We start from the raw sequence: 14790 nt of genomic DNA on the forward strand, positions 1-14790 counted from the left end.
GGAACTGCGCGACCAGCCACGACGGCGCCGCACCCGCCCGACGGCCCACCCCGGCACCTCCCGCGGAGCGCTCAGTGACGGTGGGCCCGATTCGCGATGGCGTGACCAACGAACAGGTACACCACCGCGGCCAGGCCGTAGCCGGCGACTACGCGGGCCCAGGCCTCGTCGAAGGTGAAGAGGTCGTAGGACCAGCCGGCGAGCCAGCGGGCGGCGTCGTGGATGAACTGCACGAAGTCGTTCCCGCGGTTGGCGTCCAGCAGGTACATGAGAATCCACAGGCCCAGGATGAGGGCCATGATGTCGGCGACGACCGCTATGACCGTCCCGGCGGAATTGGCACCACGGCGCGTGTGAGTGGACATGGTGTTCGAATGGCCGGGATTGCTCGAACGAAACCTGGCGTCATCCGTTGAGCTCCGCCAGCAGCCGCATACTGTGCGGATCCGGCGCCAGCGCCAGCAGGTCCGTCACCGGACCCTTGCGCCACAACTCCAGCCGCTCGGCGATCCGTTCGCGCGGGCCGACCAGGGAGATCTCGTCGGCGAACGCGTCGGGCACGGCGAGCACCGCCTCCTCCCGCCGCCCCTCGAGGAACAGCCGCTGGATCCTGCGGGCCTCCTCCTCGTACCCCATGCGGGCCATGAGGTCGGCGTGGAAGTTGCGGGCCGCGTGCCCCATGCCGCCGATGTAGAAGCCGAGCATCGTCTTGACGGGCAGCAGCCCCTCGGTCACGTCGTCGCAGACCCGCACCTGGGCCATGGGGGCGATCAGGAACTTCTCCGGGGCGTCGGCGAGCGAGGCCTCGTACACCTCGGGCCGGGTCGGCGACCAGTACAACGGCAGCCAGCCGTCCGCGATCCGGGTCGTCTGGGCGACGTTCTTCGGGCCCTCGGCGCCGAGCAGGATCGGCAGGTCGGGGCGGAGGGGGTGGGTGATCGGCTTCAATGCCTTGCCGAGGCCCGTCCCGTCCGGCCCCCGGTACGGCAGCGGATGGAAACGCCCCTCCGACGCGACCGGCGCCTCCCGCCGCAGCACCTGCCGTACGACCTCGACGTACTCCCGGGTCGCGGTCAGCGGTGACTTGGGGAACGGGCGGCCGTACCAGCCCTCGACGACCTGCGGACCGGACAGGCCGAGGCCCAGCATGACCCGGCCCCCGGAGAGATGGTCCAGGGTGAGGGCGTGCATGGCGGTCGTGGTGGGCGACCTTGCGGCCATCTGCGCAACCGCCGTGCCCAGCTTGATGGTTGACGTCCGCGCGGCGATCCAGGTGAGCGGGGTGAACACGTCGGAGCCCCACGACTCGGCCGTCCACACCGAGTGGTAGCCGAGCCGCTCGGCCTCCTGGGCCAGCGGAACATGGTCGGGGGAGGGGCCGCGACCCCAGTAACCGAGCGCAAGACCGAGTCGCACGACGCCTCCTGACGCAACGTCAGATCTCCGATGGCCGCTCGCGAATGTACGGCAACGACCTGCCGCCCGGAAGGGTCATGTACGGCAACGGCCCCCCGCCCGGAAGGGGCGAGGGGCCGTCGTACGACCTCGAAGGGCTCAGCCGCGCTGGATGCCGCTCGTGTCCTGGAGCACCCCGCGGCGACCATCCTGCGTCTGGGCGACCAGACCGGGACCGCGCTGCTCGACGGCCAAGTACCAGGTGCCCGGCGCGAGTTCGGCGATCGGCGTCGGCGAGCCGTCCTCCGCGAACAGCGGACGCGGCACCGGCACGGCGAACCAGAACGGCGAGAACTCCGCGGCCGGCGGCTGCGGGGCCGACGCCTGCGGCTGCGCGCCGAACGGCTGACCGGGCTGCGGCTGACCGCCGTAGGGCTGACCCGGCTGTCCGGGCTGCCCCTGCTGCTGGGCGCCCGGGTAGCCGTAACCACCGGGCGGCTGGGCGCCGTAGGGCTGCGGCTGGGGCGGCTTCGGCGCCGGGATCAGGCCGGCCTGGAGGGCGGGGACCAGCGGGGTGGCGATGGCGGCCCCGGCCATGACGAGGGTCGCGACGAGAGCGAGGATCAGACCGGTGCCGGCGCTGACGCCGCTGCCCGAACCGGAGCTGCCGTTGTCGGCGCCCCCCAGCGGGTCGAAGATGTTCCCGAGCGCGGTCCAGGCGGCGAAGACGGTGAACGCGACGCCGAACTGGCCGAGATCGAGCCCGGCGACCTTGGGAACCTGCGGCAGGCCGCGCGAGGCGACGACGAGCCCGGCACCGATGATGCCCGCGAGAATGACCCCCATCAGGACCGGGCCACTCTCCCAGGAGTTGGGGAGTTCGGCGTCGTCGGGAGCCCCGTCGACCGCGTAGATGTCGAGGAACGACGCGATGAACAGCAATACCGCTGCTCCGATCACGACGCCGTCGCCTCGAGTGAGGGAGCGGATATTCACTTCAGGTCCTTCGTAGGTCGTCTCGTCGTCGGTAGACCCTATCGTCCGCCCTGGCGGAGCGTACGACGGGTTGTGCGCGCTGATCGTTACCCGCGCAGGAAACTCACGATTCCCTCAGAGATCCCTTGCGCGGCCTTCTGCCGCCAGGCCGCGCTCGTGAGCAGAGCCGCGTCCTTGCTGTCGCGCATGTTGCCGCATTCGATGAAGACCTTGGGGACCGTTGACAGATTGAGGCCGCCGAGGTCCGTGCGGGTGTCGAGGCCGGTGCCGTCGCCGATGTAGTTGGAGGGTTCGGTGCCCGTGACGCGTCCGAAGTCGGTCGCGAGGAGCCGGCCGAGGGTGGCGGAGGGGCCGACGATGCGGCGGGTGTCGGCGATGCCCTGGTGGACGCGGCCCGGGAGGATCACGTGGTAGCCGCGCTGTCCGGCGCCCGCGCCGTCCGCGTGGATCGACACCACCGCGTCGGCCTTCGCGTCGTTGCCGATCCGGGCCCGCTCGTCCACGCAGGGGCCGTAGGGGCGGTCGCCGTCCTGTGTGAGTTTCACCGTCGCGCCCTTGCGCTCCAGCAGGGTGCGCAGCCGGTGGGCGACATCGAGGGTGAACTTGGCCTCCGCGTAACCGGAGTTGGTGGACGTCCCCGTCGTGTCGCACTCCTTGCGGTTCGTGCCGATGTCGACCTTGCGGTTGATCTCGGCCGTGTGCCGGAAGTTGGTGAGATTGTGACCGGGGTCGATGACGACGACCTTGCCCCGGAGCGAGGCGAGCGGCTTCTTGTCCTCGGCGGTGGTGGAGGAGGCGGTCGGGGGAGCGGCGCTCGATCCCTTGTGCGCCACGGCCGGCGTCCCGCCACCGTCGGCCGCCCCGCCCACCCCCTCGTACACCAGCCACCCGAGCAGCGCACCCGGCACGAGCACGGCGAGAGCGAGCGTCAGGGGTCGGCGCCGGGGGCGGTGGGGCTGGGGGGACTCGAATTCAGGGCCTGCGTACGACACGTCTGCGACTCTAACCCCGCCGTCAGATCCCCGCCCGCGTCCGCCGCAGCACCCGCAGCGAGTCGGTCGCGGAGACCTCCGTGAAGGCGCCGGAGGCGAGAGCTCGGAGGTAGATGCGGTACGGGGCCTGGCCGGTGAACTCGTCCTCCGGCTCCGGGAACACGTCATGGATGACGAGCAGTCCGCCTTCGGCCACGTGGGGGGCCCAGCCCGCGTAGTCGGCGTTCGCGTGCTCGTCGGTGTGGCCGCCGTCGATGAAGACGAGCCCGAGCGGTGTCCCCCAGACCTTCGCGATCTGCGGCGACCGCCCGACCAGAGCGACGACGTGCTCCTCCAGGCCGGCCCGGTACAGGGTCCGCCGGAAGGCCGGCAGCGTGTCCATCACCCCGAGCTCCGGGTCCACGGTCTGCGGATCGTGGTACTCCCACCCGGGCTGCTGCTCCTCGCTGCCCCGATGGTGGTCGACGGTGAGCGCCGTGACACCGGACTCCCGGGCCGCGTCGGCGAGCAGGACCGCGGAGCGGCCGCAGTACGTGCCCACCTCCAGCAACGGCAAACCGAGGCGCCCGGCGTCCAGGGCGGCCGCGTACAGGGCCAGTCCCTCGTCCACGGGCATGAACCCCTTGGCGGCCTCGAAGGCGGCCAGGATCTCGGGCTTGGGTGCGGCCGCGGCCATGGGGTTCCTCTCGGTCGTACGGGACGGTCGTCTCGGCCTCCCCATGCTGCCGCACGCCCCCGGTGAGGGGGACGGGGGGTGCGGGGCGGGGAGCTGCCGGGCAACGCGGCCCACGGCTGCGAGCCCCGCATCGGTCCTACGGCCTTCCGGGCACCCCTCGACGCACCACACCCCCGCCCCGGTGCGGGGCGGGGGTGTGCTCCGGAGACCCGTCGGTCAGGCCGTGACCGTCTCGCCCGGGAGGGCCAGGTCGAGGTCGATCGCGCGGTCGCCCGTGTGGGTGGCCGAGGAAGCCAGGGGGCCGTGGCCGGTGGCGCGCGCCGCGAGGACGTACGAGCCCTCGCCCGGCACCTTGAGCGCGTACACGCCCTCCTCGTCGGCGACGGCGGACCCCGCCTGCCGCCCCCGCGGGTCGATCAGCGTGACCGTGGCGCGCGCGACCGGAGCCCCGGAGGCGTCGAGGACACGGCCCCGGAACCCCCGGAGAACCTCCTCCGCGTGCTCCAGGTTCGCCTCCTCCTCGCTGCTGGCCCGCAGCTGCGGAGCCCGGTTCGGCTTAGGCAGGAACACCGCCATCAGCAGGCCGATCGCCACCGCACCCGTCGCGATCAGGAACGACACCCGGAAGCCGTGCATCGTGGGGATCTCGACACCGCCGACGTCGTTCGCCGTGTTCGCCAGCACCATCCCGATCACGGCGCTCGACACGGACGTACCGATGGAACGCATCAGCGTGTTGAGGCCGTTCGCCGCCCCCGTCTCCGACGCCGGGACCGCCCCGACGATCAGTGCGGGCAGCGAGGAGTACGCGAGACCGATGCCCGCGCCCAGCACGACCGCGATCACGAGGCTCTGCCAGGCCGCGCTCATGAGGCCGAGGCCCGCGCCGTAGCCGATCGCGATGATCAGCATGCCGAGGATGAGGGTGAACTTGGGGCCGTACTTGGCCGACAGGCGGGCGTACACCGGCGCCGTGACCATCATCGTCAGGCCCAGCGGGGCGACCAGGAGGCCCGCGACGACCATCGACTGGCCGAGGCCGTAGCCGGTCGCCTTCGGGAGCTGGAGGAGCTGGGGGAGGACGAGCGAGACGACGTAGAAGGAGACACCCACCATGATCGACGCCAGGTTGGTGAAGAGGACCGCCGGGCGGGCCGTGGTGCGCAGGTCGACCAGGGGGGCCTTCACGCGCAGCTCCATGACGCCCCACAGGACGAGGACGACGGCGGAGGCGGCGAAGAGGCCGAGCGTGGTGCCGGAGGTCCAGCCCCAGTCGCTGCCCTTGGTGATCGGCAGGAGGAAGAGGACCAGGCCGGTGGAGAGTCCGAGTGCGCCCAGGACGTCGAAAGTGCCCTCCGCGCGGGCCGGGGATTCCGGTACGACGAGGAGGGTGAGGACGATCGAGAGGGCGCCGAGGCCCGCGGCGCCGTAGAAGAGGGCGTGCCAGTCGGCGTGCTGGGCGATCAGGGCGGCGAGCGGGAGGGCGAGTCCGCCGCCGACGCCGATCGAGGAGCTCATCAGGGCCATGGCCGAGCCGAGCTTCTCGCGGGGCAGCATGTCGCGCATCAGGCCGATGCCGAGGGGGATCGCGCCCATGGCGAAGCCCTGGAGGGTGCGGCCGGCGATCATCGTGAGCAGATCGCTGGTGAGGGCGCTGATCAGGGCGCCGACGACCATCACGGCGAGGCTGAGGATCAGCATGCGGCGCTTGCCGTACAGGTCGCCGAGGCGGCCCATGATCGGGGTGGCGACGGCACCCGAGAGCAGGGTCGACGTGAGGACCCAGGTGGCGTTGCTGGGCGCGGTGTCCAGCAGTTGCGGCAGGTCCTTGATGACCGGGACGAGCAGGGTCTGCATCACCGCGACCACGATGCCCGCGAAGGCGAGCACCGGGACGACAGCGCCGGACGCTCTCCGGGTGGGCTGGTCGGTCGGCGTGTGCGTCATGTGAGGGAGGCCTCCGGGCCTGGAGAACGGGTTGCGTGCGGTGGAACCGGGTTACGTGTTGCCTGAACTACGTATGCATGGGCAACTATTCCGATGCTTCGGCGTACTAACGATTTCTTTATATTCTCTTGGGGAAGTCGGGGCCGGTTGAGACCATGACGACCATGCTCGAAGCCGCAGATGTCGCTCGTGTGTCCGGCCGTCCCCGTTCCGCGCCGCCCGCCTGGCTGGTCGTGGCCCTGGCGTGCGCGGGCCAGTTCCTGGTCGTGCTCGACGTGTCCGTCGTCAATGTGGCGCTGCCCTCCATCCGCGCCGACCTGGGCATGAGCGGAAACGGCCTCCAGTGGGTCGTGAACGCCTACTCGATCGCCTTCGCCGGGTTCATGCTGCTCGGCGGCCGGGCCGGTGACCTCTACGGCCGCAAGCGGATGTTCCTGGTCGGGCTCGGCCTGTTCACCGTGGCCTCCCTGGCGGGCGGGCTCGCCGAGGGCGGCGGACAACTGCTGCTCGCGCGCGCGGCGCAGGGTCTCGGCGCGGCGGTCCTGGCCCCCGCGACCCTGACCATCGTGACCTCGGCCGTCCCGGAGGGCCCGGCGCGGGCCCGCGCGATCGCCACCTGGACGGCCGTGGGCGCGGGCGGCGGCGCGGCGGGCGGCTTCTTCGGCGGCCTCCTGGTGGACACCCTGTCCTGGCGCTGGGTCCTGCTGATCAACGTGCCGGTCGGCGCGGTGGTCCTGCTGGGCTCGCTGCTGTGGCTGACCGAGAGCCGCGCTGGGGACGGCCGGCGCCTCGACCTGCCGGGCGCCCTGCTGGTCACCGGCGGACTGGCGGTATTGGCGTACGGCATCTCGCAGACCGAGGCCGAGGGCTGGACGGCGGCCGCCACCCTGGTCCCGCTGGCGGTCGGGCTCGCGCTCGTGGGCGCCTTCCTCCTCGTCGAGTCCCGTACGGCCGCCCCGCTGATGCCGCTCGGACTGCTCAGGGTGCGCGCCGTGGCGTCGGCGAACGCGGCGATGTTCCTCAGCGGCGCCGCCCTGTTCTGCACGTGGTACTTCATCACGCTCTACGCCCAGAACGTCCTCGGATACTCCCCGCTGGACGCCGGCCTGGCGATGCTGCCGAGCTCCCTGGCCATCGTGCTCGGCTCCAAGCTCGCGCCCCGCCTCATGCGCCGGTCCGGGGCGCGCCGGGTGGCGGTCCTGGGAACGCTCGTCGCGCTCACCGGCTACGCCTGGCAGTCGACGATGACGGCGGACGGCGGCTACCTCACCTCGATCATGGGGCCGGGGATCCTGATGATGCTGGGCGCGGGTCTCGCCTCCACCCCGCTCGCCTCGCTGGCCACGTCCGGGGCGGCGCCGGGCGAGGCGGGACTGGTGTCCGGGCTGATCAACACCTCACGCACGATGGGCGGCTCGCTCGGGCTCGCGGTGCTCTCGACGCTCGCCGCCGCCCGGACCGGCAGCGCGGATTCGGCGCAGGCGCTGACGCAGGGGTACGCCCTGGCCTTCGGGGCGGGCACGTCCGTGCTGGTCGCGGCGGTCGTGCTGATGCTGGTGTGGCTGCCGAGGAGGACCCCGGCCGGGTGAGCCGCCGAAAAATCCTGGCGGGGTGAGGCAACGGTCCGGGCCGCTCATGGACTCCTTCAGACATCTAGGAGGTGCCCATGGGGGATCGGAAACAGGCTCGGGACGAGGAGTTCCAGAGCTTTGTCATCGGCCGCTGGCCGCGGCTGATGCGGACGGCATTTCTCCTCACGGGGGAGCAGCACGCAGCGGAGGACCTGGTCCAGTCGACGCTCGAACAGGCCTATGTGGCCTGGCGCCGGGTCGGCTCGGCGGACGATCCGGAGGCGTACGTACGGCGCGTGATGGTCAACGCCCACGCGCGCAAGCACCGCAGAAGGCTCAGGGAGTTCCTGGCCCGGGGGGACGACTCGGGGCTGGTGCGCGAGGTCGCCGACACCGGTGACCGCATCGCCCAGGCCGACGACCGCAGCGCCCTGCTGAAGGCACTGGCCCAACTCCCGCCCCGACAGCGGGAGGCGGTGGTCCTGCGCTACTGGGAGGACCTGACCGAGACCCAGACCGCCGAGGCGATGGGCTGTTCGATCGGCTCGGTGAAGAGCAACGCGGCCAAGGGGATCGCGAAACTCCGCGCCATACCCCAGCTGGCCGACATGGTGACGCAGGGAGGGCGGCAGTGATGAGCGCGGACCGGGAGAAGGACCACCACATGAGCGACAGCGACATCGCCCTCCTGCTGGCCGACGCCGCCGACGAGGTCGAGATCGGCATAGCCCCCTACGACGCGGTGATCCGCGGTGGCAGAAGGCGCCGGGCCCGCCGCTGGGCGGTGGCCGCGGCCACGGCACTGGTGCTCGCCGGCTCCTCGGCGACGCTCGCGGTGGCGGGGCTGCCGGGCGGGGACGGCGGAGCAGCGGTCGCCACCCGGCCGACGGCCACCGGCACGTCCCGGGCGTTCGAGCCCGCCAACCGGACCACGCTGGCGACGGGCACGGAGAACGGCAAGGAGTGGCGCGTCACCCTCGACACCTGGCCGGCGCCGGTCGACACCGCGGAGGCCCAGGCGATGCTGAACGCGATGCGGGCGCACGGCGAGGACCCGCCCGACGTCCGCAGGGCCTCGGACCTGGTGGGCAAGATCGCGTACTTCGTGTACCGCGACTACGGCGGCGCATCGACGAAGGTCATGGAGAACACGGTCCCCGCGTCGGACACCATGACCGGCACGGACCTCACCTCCGGCTCCCTCCCCCTCGAACCCGGCAACACCAAGGACGTCCGGCTCGTCATCGGTTCCGTCGCCAAGACCGCCCAGCGCGTCAACTGCGACTGGACGAACGGGACGGCGACGGTGGTGGAGAAGGTCGACTCCGAGACGAGTACGGACGTCCCGGCGATCCGCTCGCCGGAGGGCTCCCCGTACAGCTGGTTCGTGTGCCTGGCGCCGGAGGGAGCGCAGTACAAGTCGGCGGAGGTGATCGAGTAGGGGGGAGCGGGTTGACCGGGCAGGGACGGGATGTGCGGGCTCACAGCCACCCCTGCTGCCGGGCCTCCCGTACCGCCTCCATCCGGTTGCGGGTGCCGGTCTTGCCGATCGCGGAGGAGAGGTAGTTGCGGACGGTGGACTCGGAGAGGTGGAGCCTGCCGGCGATGTCGGCCACCGTCGCGCCGTCCGTGGAGGCCTTGAGGACCTCGCACTCGCGGGCGGTGAGCGGGTTCGGGCCGGCGCTGAGGGCGGCCGCGGCGAGGGCGGGGTCGATCACGGTCTCGCCGGTCAGCACGCGGCGGATGCACTGGGCCAACTCCTCCACGGGCCCGTCCTTGACGAGGAAACCGGCGGCACCCGCCTCCATGGCCCGCCGCAGGTAGCCGGGCCGCCCGAAGGTGGTCAGGATCAGCACCCGGCAGTCCGGCACCTGGTCGCGCAGCTCGGCGGCGGCGTCCAGACCGCTGATTCCCGGCAGCTCGATGTCGAGCAGGGCCACATCGGGGCGATGCGTGAGTGCCGCGTCCACGATCGCGTCCCCCGTCCCGACCTTGGCGACCACCTGGATGTCCGGCTCCATCCCGAGCAGCAGCGCGAGCGCCCCGCGCATCATGCCCTGGTCCTCGGCGAGCAGGACGCGGATCGACTTGGCGGGCCGGTGATCCCGGGGCATCTCGTTCACGGCCCAAGAGTAGGCGGGCGGGGGGTGACGGGACCTGAGTGCGCTTGAGCGCGTGGTCTTTGAGAACTGGAGAGTGAGGGGTGGGGGTGGGGGTGTAGCAGGGGCGGGTTGGCGGGTGCCGGTGGGGGAGTCCGCCTCACACAGTCGGCGCCGGCTCACCGGTCCGCGTCGGCTCACGCGGCCGCACCGGCTCCAGCGACTCGACCGGCAGCTCGGCCCGCACCACGAACCCGCCCCGGGGTCCGGGCCCGGCCTCCAACCGTCCTCCGGCCGCGGCCAGCCGCTCGGCGAGCCCCTTGAGACCGGTGCCGCCGACACCCGCTGTCGGTGTCGGTGTCGGTGCCTGTGGCGTGGCCGGCAGGTCGTCGCAGGCCCGCGTCCCCGGTGTCATGGGGGCGCTCTCGGGGACGGGCGTCCCCGCGGTCGAGCCCCGGCCGTCGTCCCACACCCGCAGCCGCACCCGTTCCGCTGAGCCGTCCACGGAGATCTCGCACCGGGCCGCCCCACTGTGCCGGACGGCGTTGGTCACCGCCTCGCGCACCACCCAGCCCAGCAGCGCCTCGGTCTGGGCGGCCAGTGGCGGGCCGGAGCGGCGGACGGTCGGCTCGATGCCCGCGGCCCGCAGGACGGAGGCGGCCCGGTCGAGGTCGGTGCTGAGGCTGCCCTCGCGGTAGCCGGTCACCGCCTCGCGGATCTCGGTGAGCGCCTGGCGGCCGACCGACTCGATGTCGCCGATCTGGACGAGCGCCGCGTCCAGATCGGCGAGGGCCAGGCGGCGGGCCGCCTCCGACTTGACCACGATCACCGACAGCGTGTGGCCGAGAAGATCGTGCAGGTCCCGGGAGAACCGCAGGCGCTCCTCCTCGACGGCACGCCGGGCCAGTTCCTCGCGGGCCTCCCGCAACTGCCGTACCGCCTCGGACAGGGACATGATCGCGGCCGTGACCATCGTGGAGATCCAGGTGGCGTACGCGGTGTCGAGACCGCCCCAGCCGTCCCGGAAGACGGAGGCCGCACCGGCGACCACGGTCACCACGGCCCCCACCCAGCGCAGGTGGGGCAGCCGCACGACCGCGCCGGTCGCGAGCCCGAACAGGGGGAAGAACAGCAGCCAGTTGCCGCCGTACCCCATCGCCAGACCACAGGTCACCAGGCCCAGCGCCACCAGCGCCACCCGGGTGGAGAGCGCGTCCCGGGTCTGCGGGCGGAAGGCGCGGAAGGCGACGTAGATGTAGAGCGAGTTGAAGGTGAGCAGCCCGAGGCCGCCCACCCAGGGGTTGGCGGCCTCGCCCTGGAAGAGGTTGGAGAAGGCGCCCATTCCCAGCAGCAGCCAGGGCAGCAGACCGAACCCGCTGCCCAGGCCCGCGTGGGTGGGGACCTTGCCGGCCTTCTGCGCGGCCTTGTACTCGGCGTTGAGGCGTTCCTTGTTCGCCGCGTAGTACCGCTGGTGCTCCCGCGCCGAGCGCACCTCTTCGCGGATCGCGCCCACGCGGCACGAGAGCTTGCGCGACCAGAACATGACCGTTCCTCCGCTCAGAGGTTCCCGGTGCGGCGCCGGGACGACGGGAACAACGCTACGGATCGACCCCCTCGCCCGGCAGAGGCGGATGTACGGCATCGGGCAGGACAAATGTCACGGGTGCCGGAGCCGGGAGCAGCCACAGACCTGACACTCCGTCAGGAGCCTTCACAAGTGCGGTGGGCTCGGCTATACAGAGGGCGCCGGACTGGAACGCGTTCTAGATCGGCCCGTGACGACCTCGGTGCGGCCGACGGTGCGGACGGCCGTACCGGGGTCTTGGATCCGTCGCTGTCAGGAGCCGTATGCCCATCGATGCCGCCACAGCCCTCGCCGCCGAGCCCCGGACCGGCGAGATCTCCTGGACCTCGAAGGACGTCCAGCTCTACCACCTGGGGATCGGCGCGGGCATCCCCGCCACCGACCCCGACGAGCTCCGCTACACCCTCGAATCCCGGCTGCACGTCCTGCCGAGCTTCGCCACCGTCGCGGGGTCCGGTTCACCCGGCGTGATCAGCGGTCTGTCCATGCCGGGCATCGAGGTCGACCTCGCCCGCGTCCTGCACGGCGGTCAGAGCCTCGTCATCCACCGGCCCCTCCCGGCGACGGGCACCGCCACCGCCACCAACCGGATCGCCGCGGTCTACGACAAGGGCAAGGCGGCCGTCCTCGTCATGCGGACCGAAGTCGCGGACGCCGAGGGCCCGTTGTGGACCAACGACGCCCAGATCTTCGTCCGCGGAGAGGGCGGCTGGGGCGGCGACCGGGGCCCCTCGGCCCGACTGGAGCCCCCCACCGGTGAGCCCGACCGGATCGTCGAGCGCCCGATCCGCGAGGACCAGGCCCTGCTCTACCGTCTCTCCGGCGACTGGAACCCGCTGCACGCCGACCCGGAGTTCGCCAAGGTCGCCGGGTTCGAACGGCCCATCCTGCACGGGCTGTGCACCTACGGCATCACGCTCAAGGCGGTCGTCGACACGCTGCTCGGCGGGGACGTCACCCGGGTCACGTCCTACGCCACCCGGTTCGCCGGGGTCGTCTACCCGGGGGAGACCCTGCGGATCCGGATGTGGCACCGGCCGGAAGGGGCACCGGGGTCCACCAGGGTCGCCGTCAGCGCAGTAGAACGCGACGACGCACCCGTCCTCGCCGACACCGTCGTCGAACACGCCTGAGCACACGCTCCGGAACACTCCTGAACCAGCACGCCGTACGAGGGGAGCCGCACCATGCGCGCAGCCGTACTGCACGAGATCGGCCAGGAAAAACTCGAGGTCCACGACGACGTCGAGGCGGTGGGCTTCGGGCCCGGCAGGGTGCGGATCCGGGTCCGGGCCACCGGCCTGTGCCACTCGGACCTGTCCGCGATGGGCGGGGTGCTGCCGCAGCCGGCGCCCTTCGTGCCCGGCCACGAGGGCGCCGGGGAGATCGTCGAAGTCGGGGAAGGTGTCAGCCACTTGAAGCCCGGCGACCGGGTCGTCGTCTGCTGGCTGCCCGCCTGCGGTGTCTGTCCGGCCTGCAAGCGCGGCCAGACCGAGCTGTGCCTGGCCGGGTTCATGAACGCGGGCACCCCCAACTTCCGGCGCCCCGGCGGCGATGTCTTCGGCTTCGCCGGCACCGGCACCTTCGCCGAGGAGGTCGTCGTCGACGCGGGCTGCGCGGTGCCGATCCCCGACGACGTGCCCTTCGACATAGCGGCCCTGATCGGTTGCGGGGTCACGACCGGGCTCGGGGCCGCGCTCAACACCGCGGACGTGGAGGCCGGTTCGTCGGTCGCCGTCATCGGCTGCGGGGGCGTCGGCATCTCCGCGATCCAGGGGGCCCGCCTGAAGGGCGCCGCCGAGATCGTCGCCGTCGACCCGGTCGCCTCCCGCCGGGAGGCCGCCCTGAGGTTCGGCGCCACCCGGGCCGTCTCCCCGGACGAACTCGCCGACGCCAAGCAGCAGATCACCGCCGGTGAGGGCTTCGACTACGTCTTCGAGGTCGTCGGCAGGTCCGCGACCGCCCGCACCGCCTACGAGACCACCCGGCGCGGCGGCACCCTCGTGATCGTCGGCGCGGGCGCCATGGACGACTTCCTCCAGCTCAACATGTTCGAGCTGTTCTTCGACGAGAAGCGCATCCTGCCGTCCATGTACGGCGGCGGGGACGTCCTGCGCTCCTACGAGCGGACCATCGCCCTGTGGCGGGCCGGCCGCGTCGACCTGGACGGCCTGATCACCCACCGGGTGCCGCTCAGCGAGATCAACGAGGCGCTCGACCAGATGCGGACCGGGACCTCGCTCCGTACGTGCATCGAGATCTGAGGGCCGCGATGACTGTCCCACTGCCCCTGGAGGGGCTCGCGGCGATCGTCACCGGCGCCGGCCGGGGCCTGGGCCGGGCCGAGGCACTGGAGCTGGCGCGGCTCGGCGCGGCCGTGGTCGTCAACGACTACGGACAGCCCGGCCGGGACGGCTCGGGGGAGGCCTCCGCGGGCCCCGCCGAGCAGGTCGCCGAGGAGATCCGGGCCGCCGGAGGGCAGGCCCGCGCCCACACCGGGGACGTCGCCGACCACCAACAGGCCGCGGAACTGGTCGAGTTGGCGATCGCGGAGTTCGGCAAGCTCGACATCCTCGTGAACAACGCGGGCATCCTGCGCGACCGCATGGTCTTCTCCATGACCGAGGGCGAGTGGGACGCGGTGATCCGGGTCCACCTCAAGGGCCACTTCAACACCACCCGGTTCGTGGCGGCGCACTGGCGCGAGCGGTCCAAGGCGGCGGGCGCGCCGGTGTACGGCCGTATCGTCAACACCTCCTCGGAGGCGTTCCTCGCCGGGTCCGCCGGACAGCCCAACTACGCGGCCGCCAAAGGGGGGATCGTCGGACTCACCACGTCGACGGCCCTCGCGCTCGCCAAGTACGGCGTCACCGCCAACGCCATCTGCCCGCGCGCCCGCACCCGGATGACCGAGGACGTCTTCTCGGGAGCGGGCTTCGAGCAACCGGAGTCCGGACTCGACCCGCTCGCCCCGGAGCATGTCGCCCCGCTCGTCGGCTACTTGGCGTCACCGGCCGCCGAGCGCGTCAACGGCCAGCTGCTCGTCGTACACGGAGGGATGGTCGTCGTCGTCGAACGACCGCGGGTGCAGGCCAAGTTCGACAGCAAGCAGGACACCTTCACGTACGACGAGCTGGACGCGCTGCTCACTCCGCACTATGCGCGCCGGCCGGCGGGTGAGACATTCGCGGCGGCCGAAGTGCTGGGGCTGAAACGGGAGTAGACACGCAACGGCCCGCTCCCCGTGAGAGGAGCGGGCCGTGTGTCGTCGTCCGCCGTCAGGCCGCGACCTCGGTCTGCTCGACCGACTTGCGGTGCCGGCCGCGCGGGGCCGTCTCGCTGTCCTGGACCGAGACCGGGCCGCGGTGCTTGCCGTGGCCCGTGGGCTCCTGGACGTCGGCAGTCGACTGGTTCGTGCTGGCGTCGCTCATGGAAGTAATTCACCCCGTCAACATGATCTTTCTTACAGCGGGGCGAGTTTAACCGGCACACCACGGGGCGAATCCAGGCGGCCTGACCAACCGGCACT

15 protein-coding genes are annotated in these 14790 nt (G+C 71.9%); 6 read left to right on the forward strand and 9 right to left on the reverse strand.

Annotated features, from left to right (window positions below; all coding sequences use genetic code 11):
* Positions 1–71: 71 nt before the first annotated feature.
* From OHN19_RS30710 to OHN19_RS30735, 6 genes are all read right to left on the reverse strand, one after another.
* The gene (locus OHN19_RS30710; protein WP_028810033.1) at positions 72–365 is read right to left on the reverse strand and encodes a hypothetical protein; all 294 of its coding nucleotides are present in this window, start codon (positions 363–365) and stop codon (positions 72–74) included.
* A 40-nt stretch (positions 366–405) separates the two neighbouring features.
* Positions 406–1416, reverse strand: coding sequence for an LLM class F420-dependent oxidoreductase (locus OHN19_RS30715; RefSeq protein ID WP_330267306.1), 1011 nt, complete (start codon positions 1414–1416; stop codon positions 406–408).
* A gap of 138 nt (positions 1417–1554) precedes the next feature.
* Positions 1555–2391 carry a DUF5336 domain-containing protein gene (locus OHN19_RS30720; RefSeq protein ID WP_330267307.1) on the reverse strand — a complete coding sequence of 279 codons (837 nt, stop codon included), beginning with the start codon at positions 2389–2391 and terminating at the stop codon, positions 1555–1557.
* Between the two features lie 86 nt (positions 2392–2477).
* The gene (locus OHN19_RS30725; protein WP_330267308.1) at positions 2478–3383 is read right to left on the reverse strand and encodes an N-acetylmuramoyl-L-alanine amidase; all 906 of its coding nucleotides are present in this window, start codon (positions 3381–3383) and stop codon (positions 2478–2480) included.
* Positions 3384–3405: 22 nt separating this feature from the next.
* On the reverse strand, positions 3406–4059 hold the full coding sequence (locus OHN19_RS30730; RefSeq protein ID WP_330267309.1) for a class I SAM-dependent methyltransferase: 654 nt from the start codon (positions 4057–4059) through the stop codon (positions 3406–3408).
* A 216-nt stretch (positions 4060–4275) separates the two neighbouring features.
* Positions 4276–6006 carry an MFS transporter gene (locus tag OHN19_RS30735; RefSeq protein ID WP_330267310.1) on the reverse strand — a complete coding sequence of 577 codons (1731 nt, stop codon included), beginning with the start codon at positions 6004–6006 and terminating at the stop codon, positions 4276–4278.
* A 164-nt stretch (positions 6007–6170) separates the two neighbouring features.
* Here OHN19_RS30735 and OHN19_RS30740 point away from each other — a divergent pair, with 164 nt between their 5' ends.
* From OHN19_RS30740 to OHN19_RS30750, 3 genes are all read left to right on the forward strand, one after another.
* The gene (locus OHN19_RS30740) at positions 6171–7595 is read left to right on the forward strand and encodes an MFS transporter (RefSeq protein WP_391193176.1); all 1425 of its coding nucleotides are present in this window, start codon (positions 6171–6173) and stop codon (positions 7593–7595) included.
* A gap of 77 nt (positions 7596–7672) precedes the next feature.
* A complete protein-coding gene (locus OHN19_RS30745; protein ID WP_330267312.1) occupies positions 7673–8212 on the forward strand; it encodes a SigE family RNA polymerase sigma factor in 540 nt (179 codons plus the stop codon).
* Positions 8212–9018 (forward strand): hypothetical protein, encoded by an 807-nt coding sequence (locus tag OHN19_RS30750; RefSeq protein ID WP_330267313.1) that lies wholly within the window; start codon positions 8212–8214, stop codon positions 9016–9018. The genes OHN19_RS30745 and OHN19_RS30750 overlap by 1 nt, the downstream gene beginning before the upstream one ends.
* 40 nt (positions 9019–9058) lie before the next feature.
* Here the strand turns inward: OHN19_RS30750 and OHN19_RS30755 are convergent, their stop codons facing one another.
* Together OHN19_RS30755 and OHN19_RS30760 are read right to left on the reverse strand one after the other, a co-directional pair.
* Positions 9059–9691 (reverse strand): response regulator transcription factor, encoded by a 633-nt coding sequence (locus tag OHN19_RS30755; protein ID WP_330269749.1) that lies wholly within the window; start codon positions 9689–9691, stop codon positions 9059–9061.
* A gap of 145 nt (positions 9692–9836) precedes the next feature.
* Positions 9837–11219 carry a sensor histidine kinase gene (locus OHN19_RS30760; RefSeq protein ID WP_330267314.1) on the reverse strand — a complete coding sequence of 461 codons (1383 nt, stop codon included), beginning with the start codon at positions 11217–11219 and terminating at the stop codon, positions 9837–9839.
* A gap of 305 nt (positions 11220–11524) precedes the next feature.
* On the opposite strand from OHN19_RS30760, the gene OHN19_RS30765 reads away from it, so the two are divergent.
* The 3 genes from OHN19_RS30765 to OHN19_RS30775 are packed head-to-tail and all read left to right on the forward strand — an operon-like array spanning position 11525 to position 14484.
* Entirely contained in the window at positions 11525–12394 is an 870-nt protein-coding gene (locus OHN19_RS30765) for a MaoC/PaaZ C-terminal domain-containing protein (RefSeq protein ID WP_330267315.1), read from the forward strand.
* A 54-nt stretch (positions 12395–12448) separates the two neighbouring features.
* Positions 12449–13525, forward strand: coding sequence for a Zn-dependent alcohol dehydrogenase (locus OHN19_RS30770; protein ID WP_330267316.1), 1077 nt, complete (start codon positions 12449–12451; stop codon positions 13523–13525).
* An 8-nt stretch (positions 13526–13533) separates the two neighbouring features.
* A complete protein-coding gene (locus tag OHN19_RS30775) occupies positions 13534–14484 on the forward strand; it encodes a 3-oxoacyl-ACP reductase (protein ID WP_330267317.1) in 951 nt (316 codons plus the stop codon).
* 55 nt (positions 14485–14539) lie between these two features.
* On the opposite strand, the gene OHN19_RS30780 is transcribed toward OHN19_RS30775, so the two are convergent.
* A complete protein-coding gene (locus OHN19_RS30780; RefSeq protein ID WP_330267318.1) occupies positions 14540–14692 on the reverse strand; it encodes a hypothetical protein in 153 nt (50 codons plus the stop codon).
* Positions 14693–14790: the final 98 nt, after the last annotated feature.

This window comes from Streptomyces griseorubiginosus (assembly GCF_036345115.1).
GTDB classification, from domain to species: Bacteria; Actinomycetota; Actinomycetes; order Streptomycetales; family Streptomycetaceae; genus Streptomyces; species Streptomyces griseorubiginosus_C.

Coding starts and splice junctions, on each gene's coding strand:
- OHN19_RS30710 (WP_028810033.1), bottom strand. CDS start 365: ATGTCCACTCACACGCGCCGTGGTGCCAATTCCGCCGGGACGGTCATA.
- OHN19_RS30730 (WP_330267309.1), bottom strand. CDS start 4,059: ATGGCCGCGGCCGCACCCAAGCCCGAGATCCTGGCCGCCTTCGAGGCC.
- OHN19_RS30735 (WP_330267310.1), bottom strand. CDS start 6,006: ATGACGCACACGCCGACCGACCAGCCCACCCGGAGAGCGTCCGGCGCT.
- OHN19_RS30740 (WP_391193176.1), top strand. CDS start 6,171: ATGCTCGAAGCCGCAGATGTCGCTCGTGTGTCCGGCCGTCCCCGTTCC.
- OHN19_RS30745 (WP_330267312.1), top strand. CDS start 7,673: ATGGGGGATCGGAAACAGGCTCGGGACGAGGAGTTCCAGAGCTTTGTC.
- OHN19_RS30750 (WP_330267313.1), top strand. CDS start 8,212: ATGAGCGCGGACCGGGAGAAGGACCACCACATGAGCGACAGCGACATC.
- OHN19_RS30755 (WP_330269749.1), bottom strand. CDS start 9,691: ATGCCCCGGGATCACCGGCCCGCCAAGTCGATCCGCGTCCTGCTCGCC.
- OHN19_RS30760 (WP_330267314.1), bottom strand. CDS start 11,219: ATGTTCTGGTCGCGCAAGCTCTCGTGCCGCGTGGGCGCGATCCGCGAA.
- OHN19_RS30765 (WP_330267315.1), top strand. CDS start 11,525: ATGCCCATCGATGCCGCCACAGCCCTCGCCGCCGAGCCCCGGACCGGC.
- OHN19_RS30770 (WP_330267316.1), top strand. CDS start 12,449: ATGCGCGCAGCCGTACTGCACGAGATCGGCCAGGAAAAACTCGAGGTC.
- OHN19_RS30775 (WP_330267317.1), top strand. CDS start 13,534: ATGACTGTCCCACTGCCCCTGGAGGGGCTCGCGGCGATCGTCACCGGC.
- OHN19_RS30780 (WP_330267318.1), bottom strand. CDS start 14,692: ATGAGCGACGCCAGCACGAACCAGTCGACTGCCGACGTCCAGGAGCCC.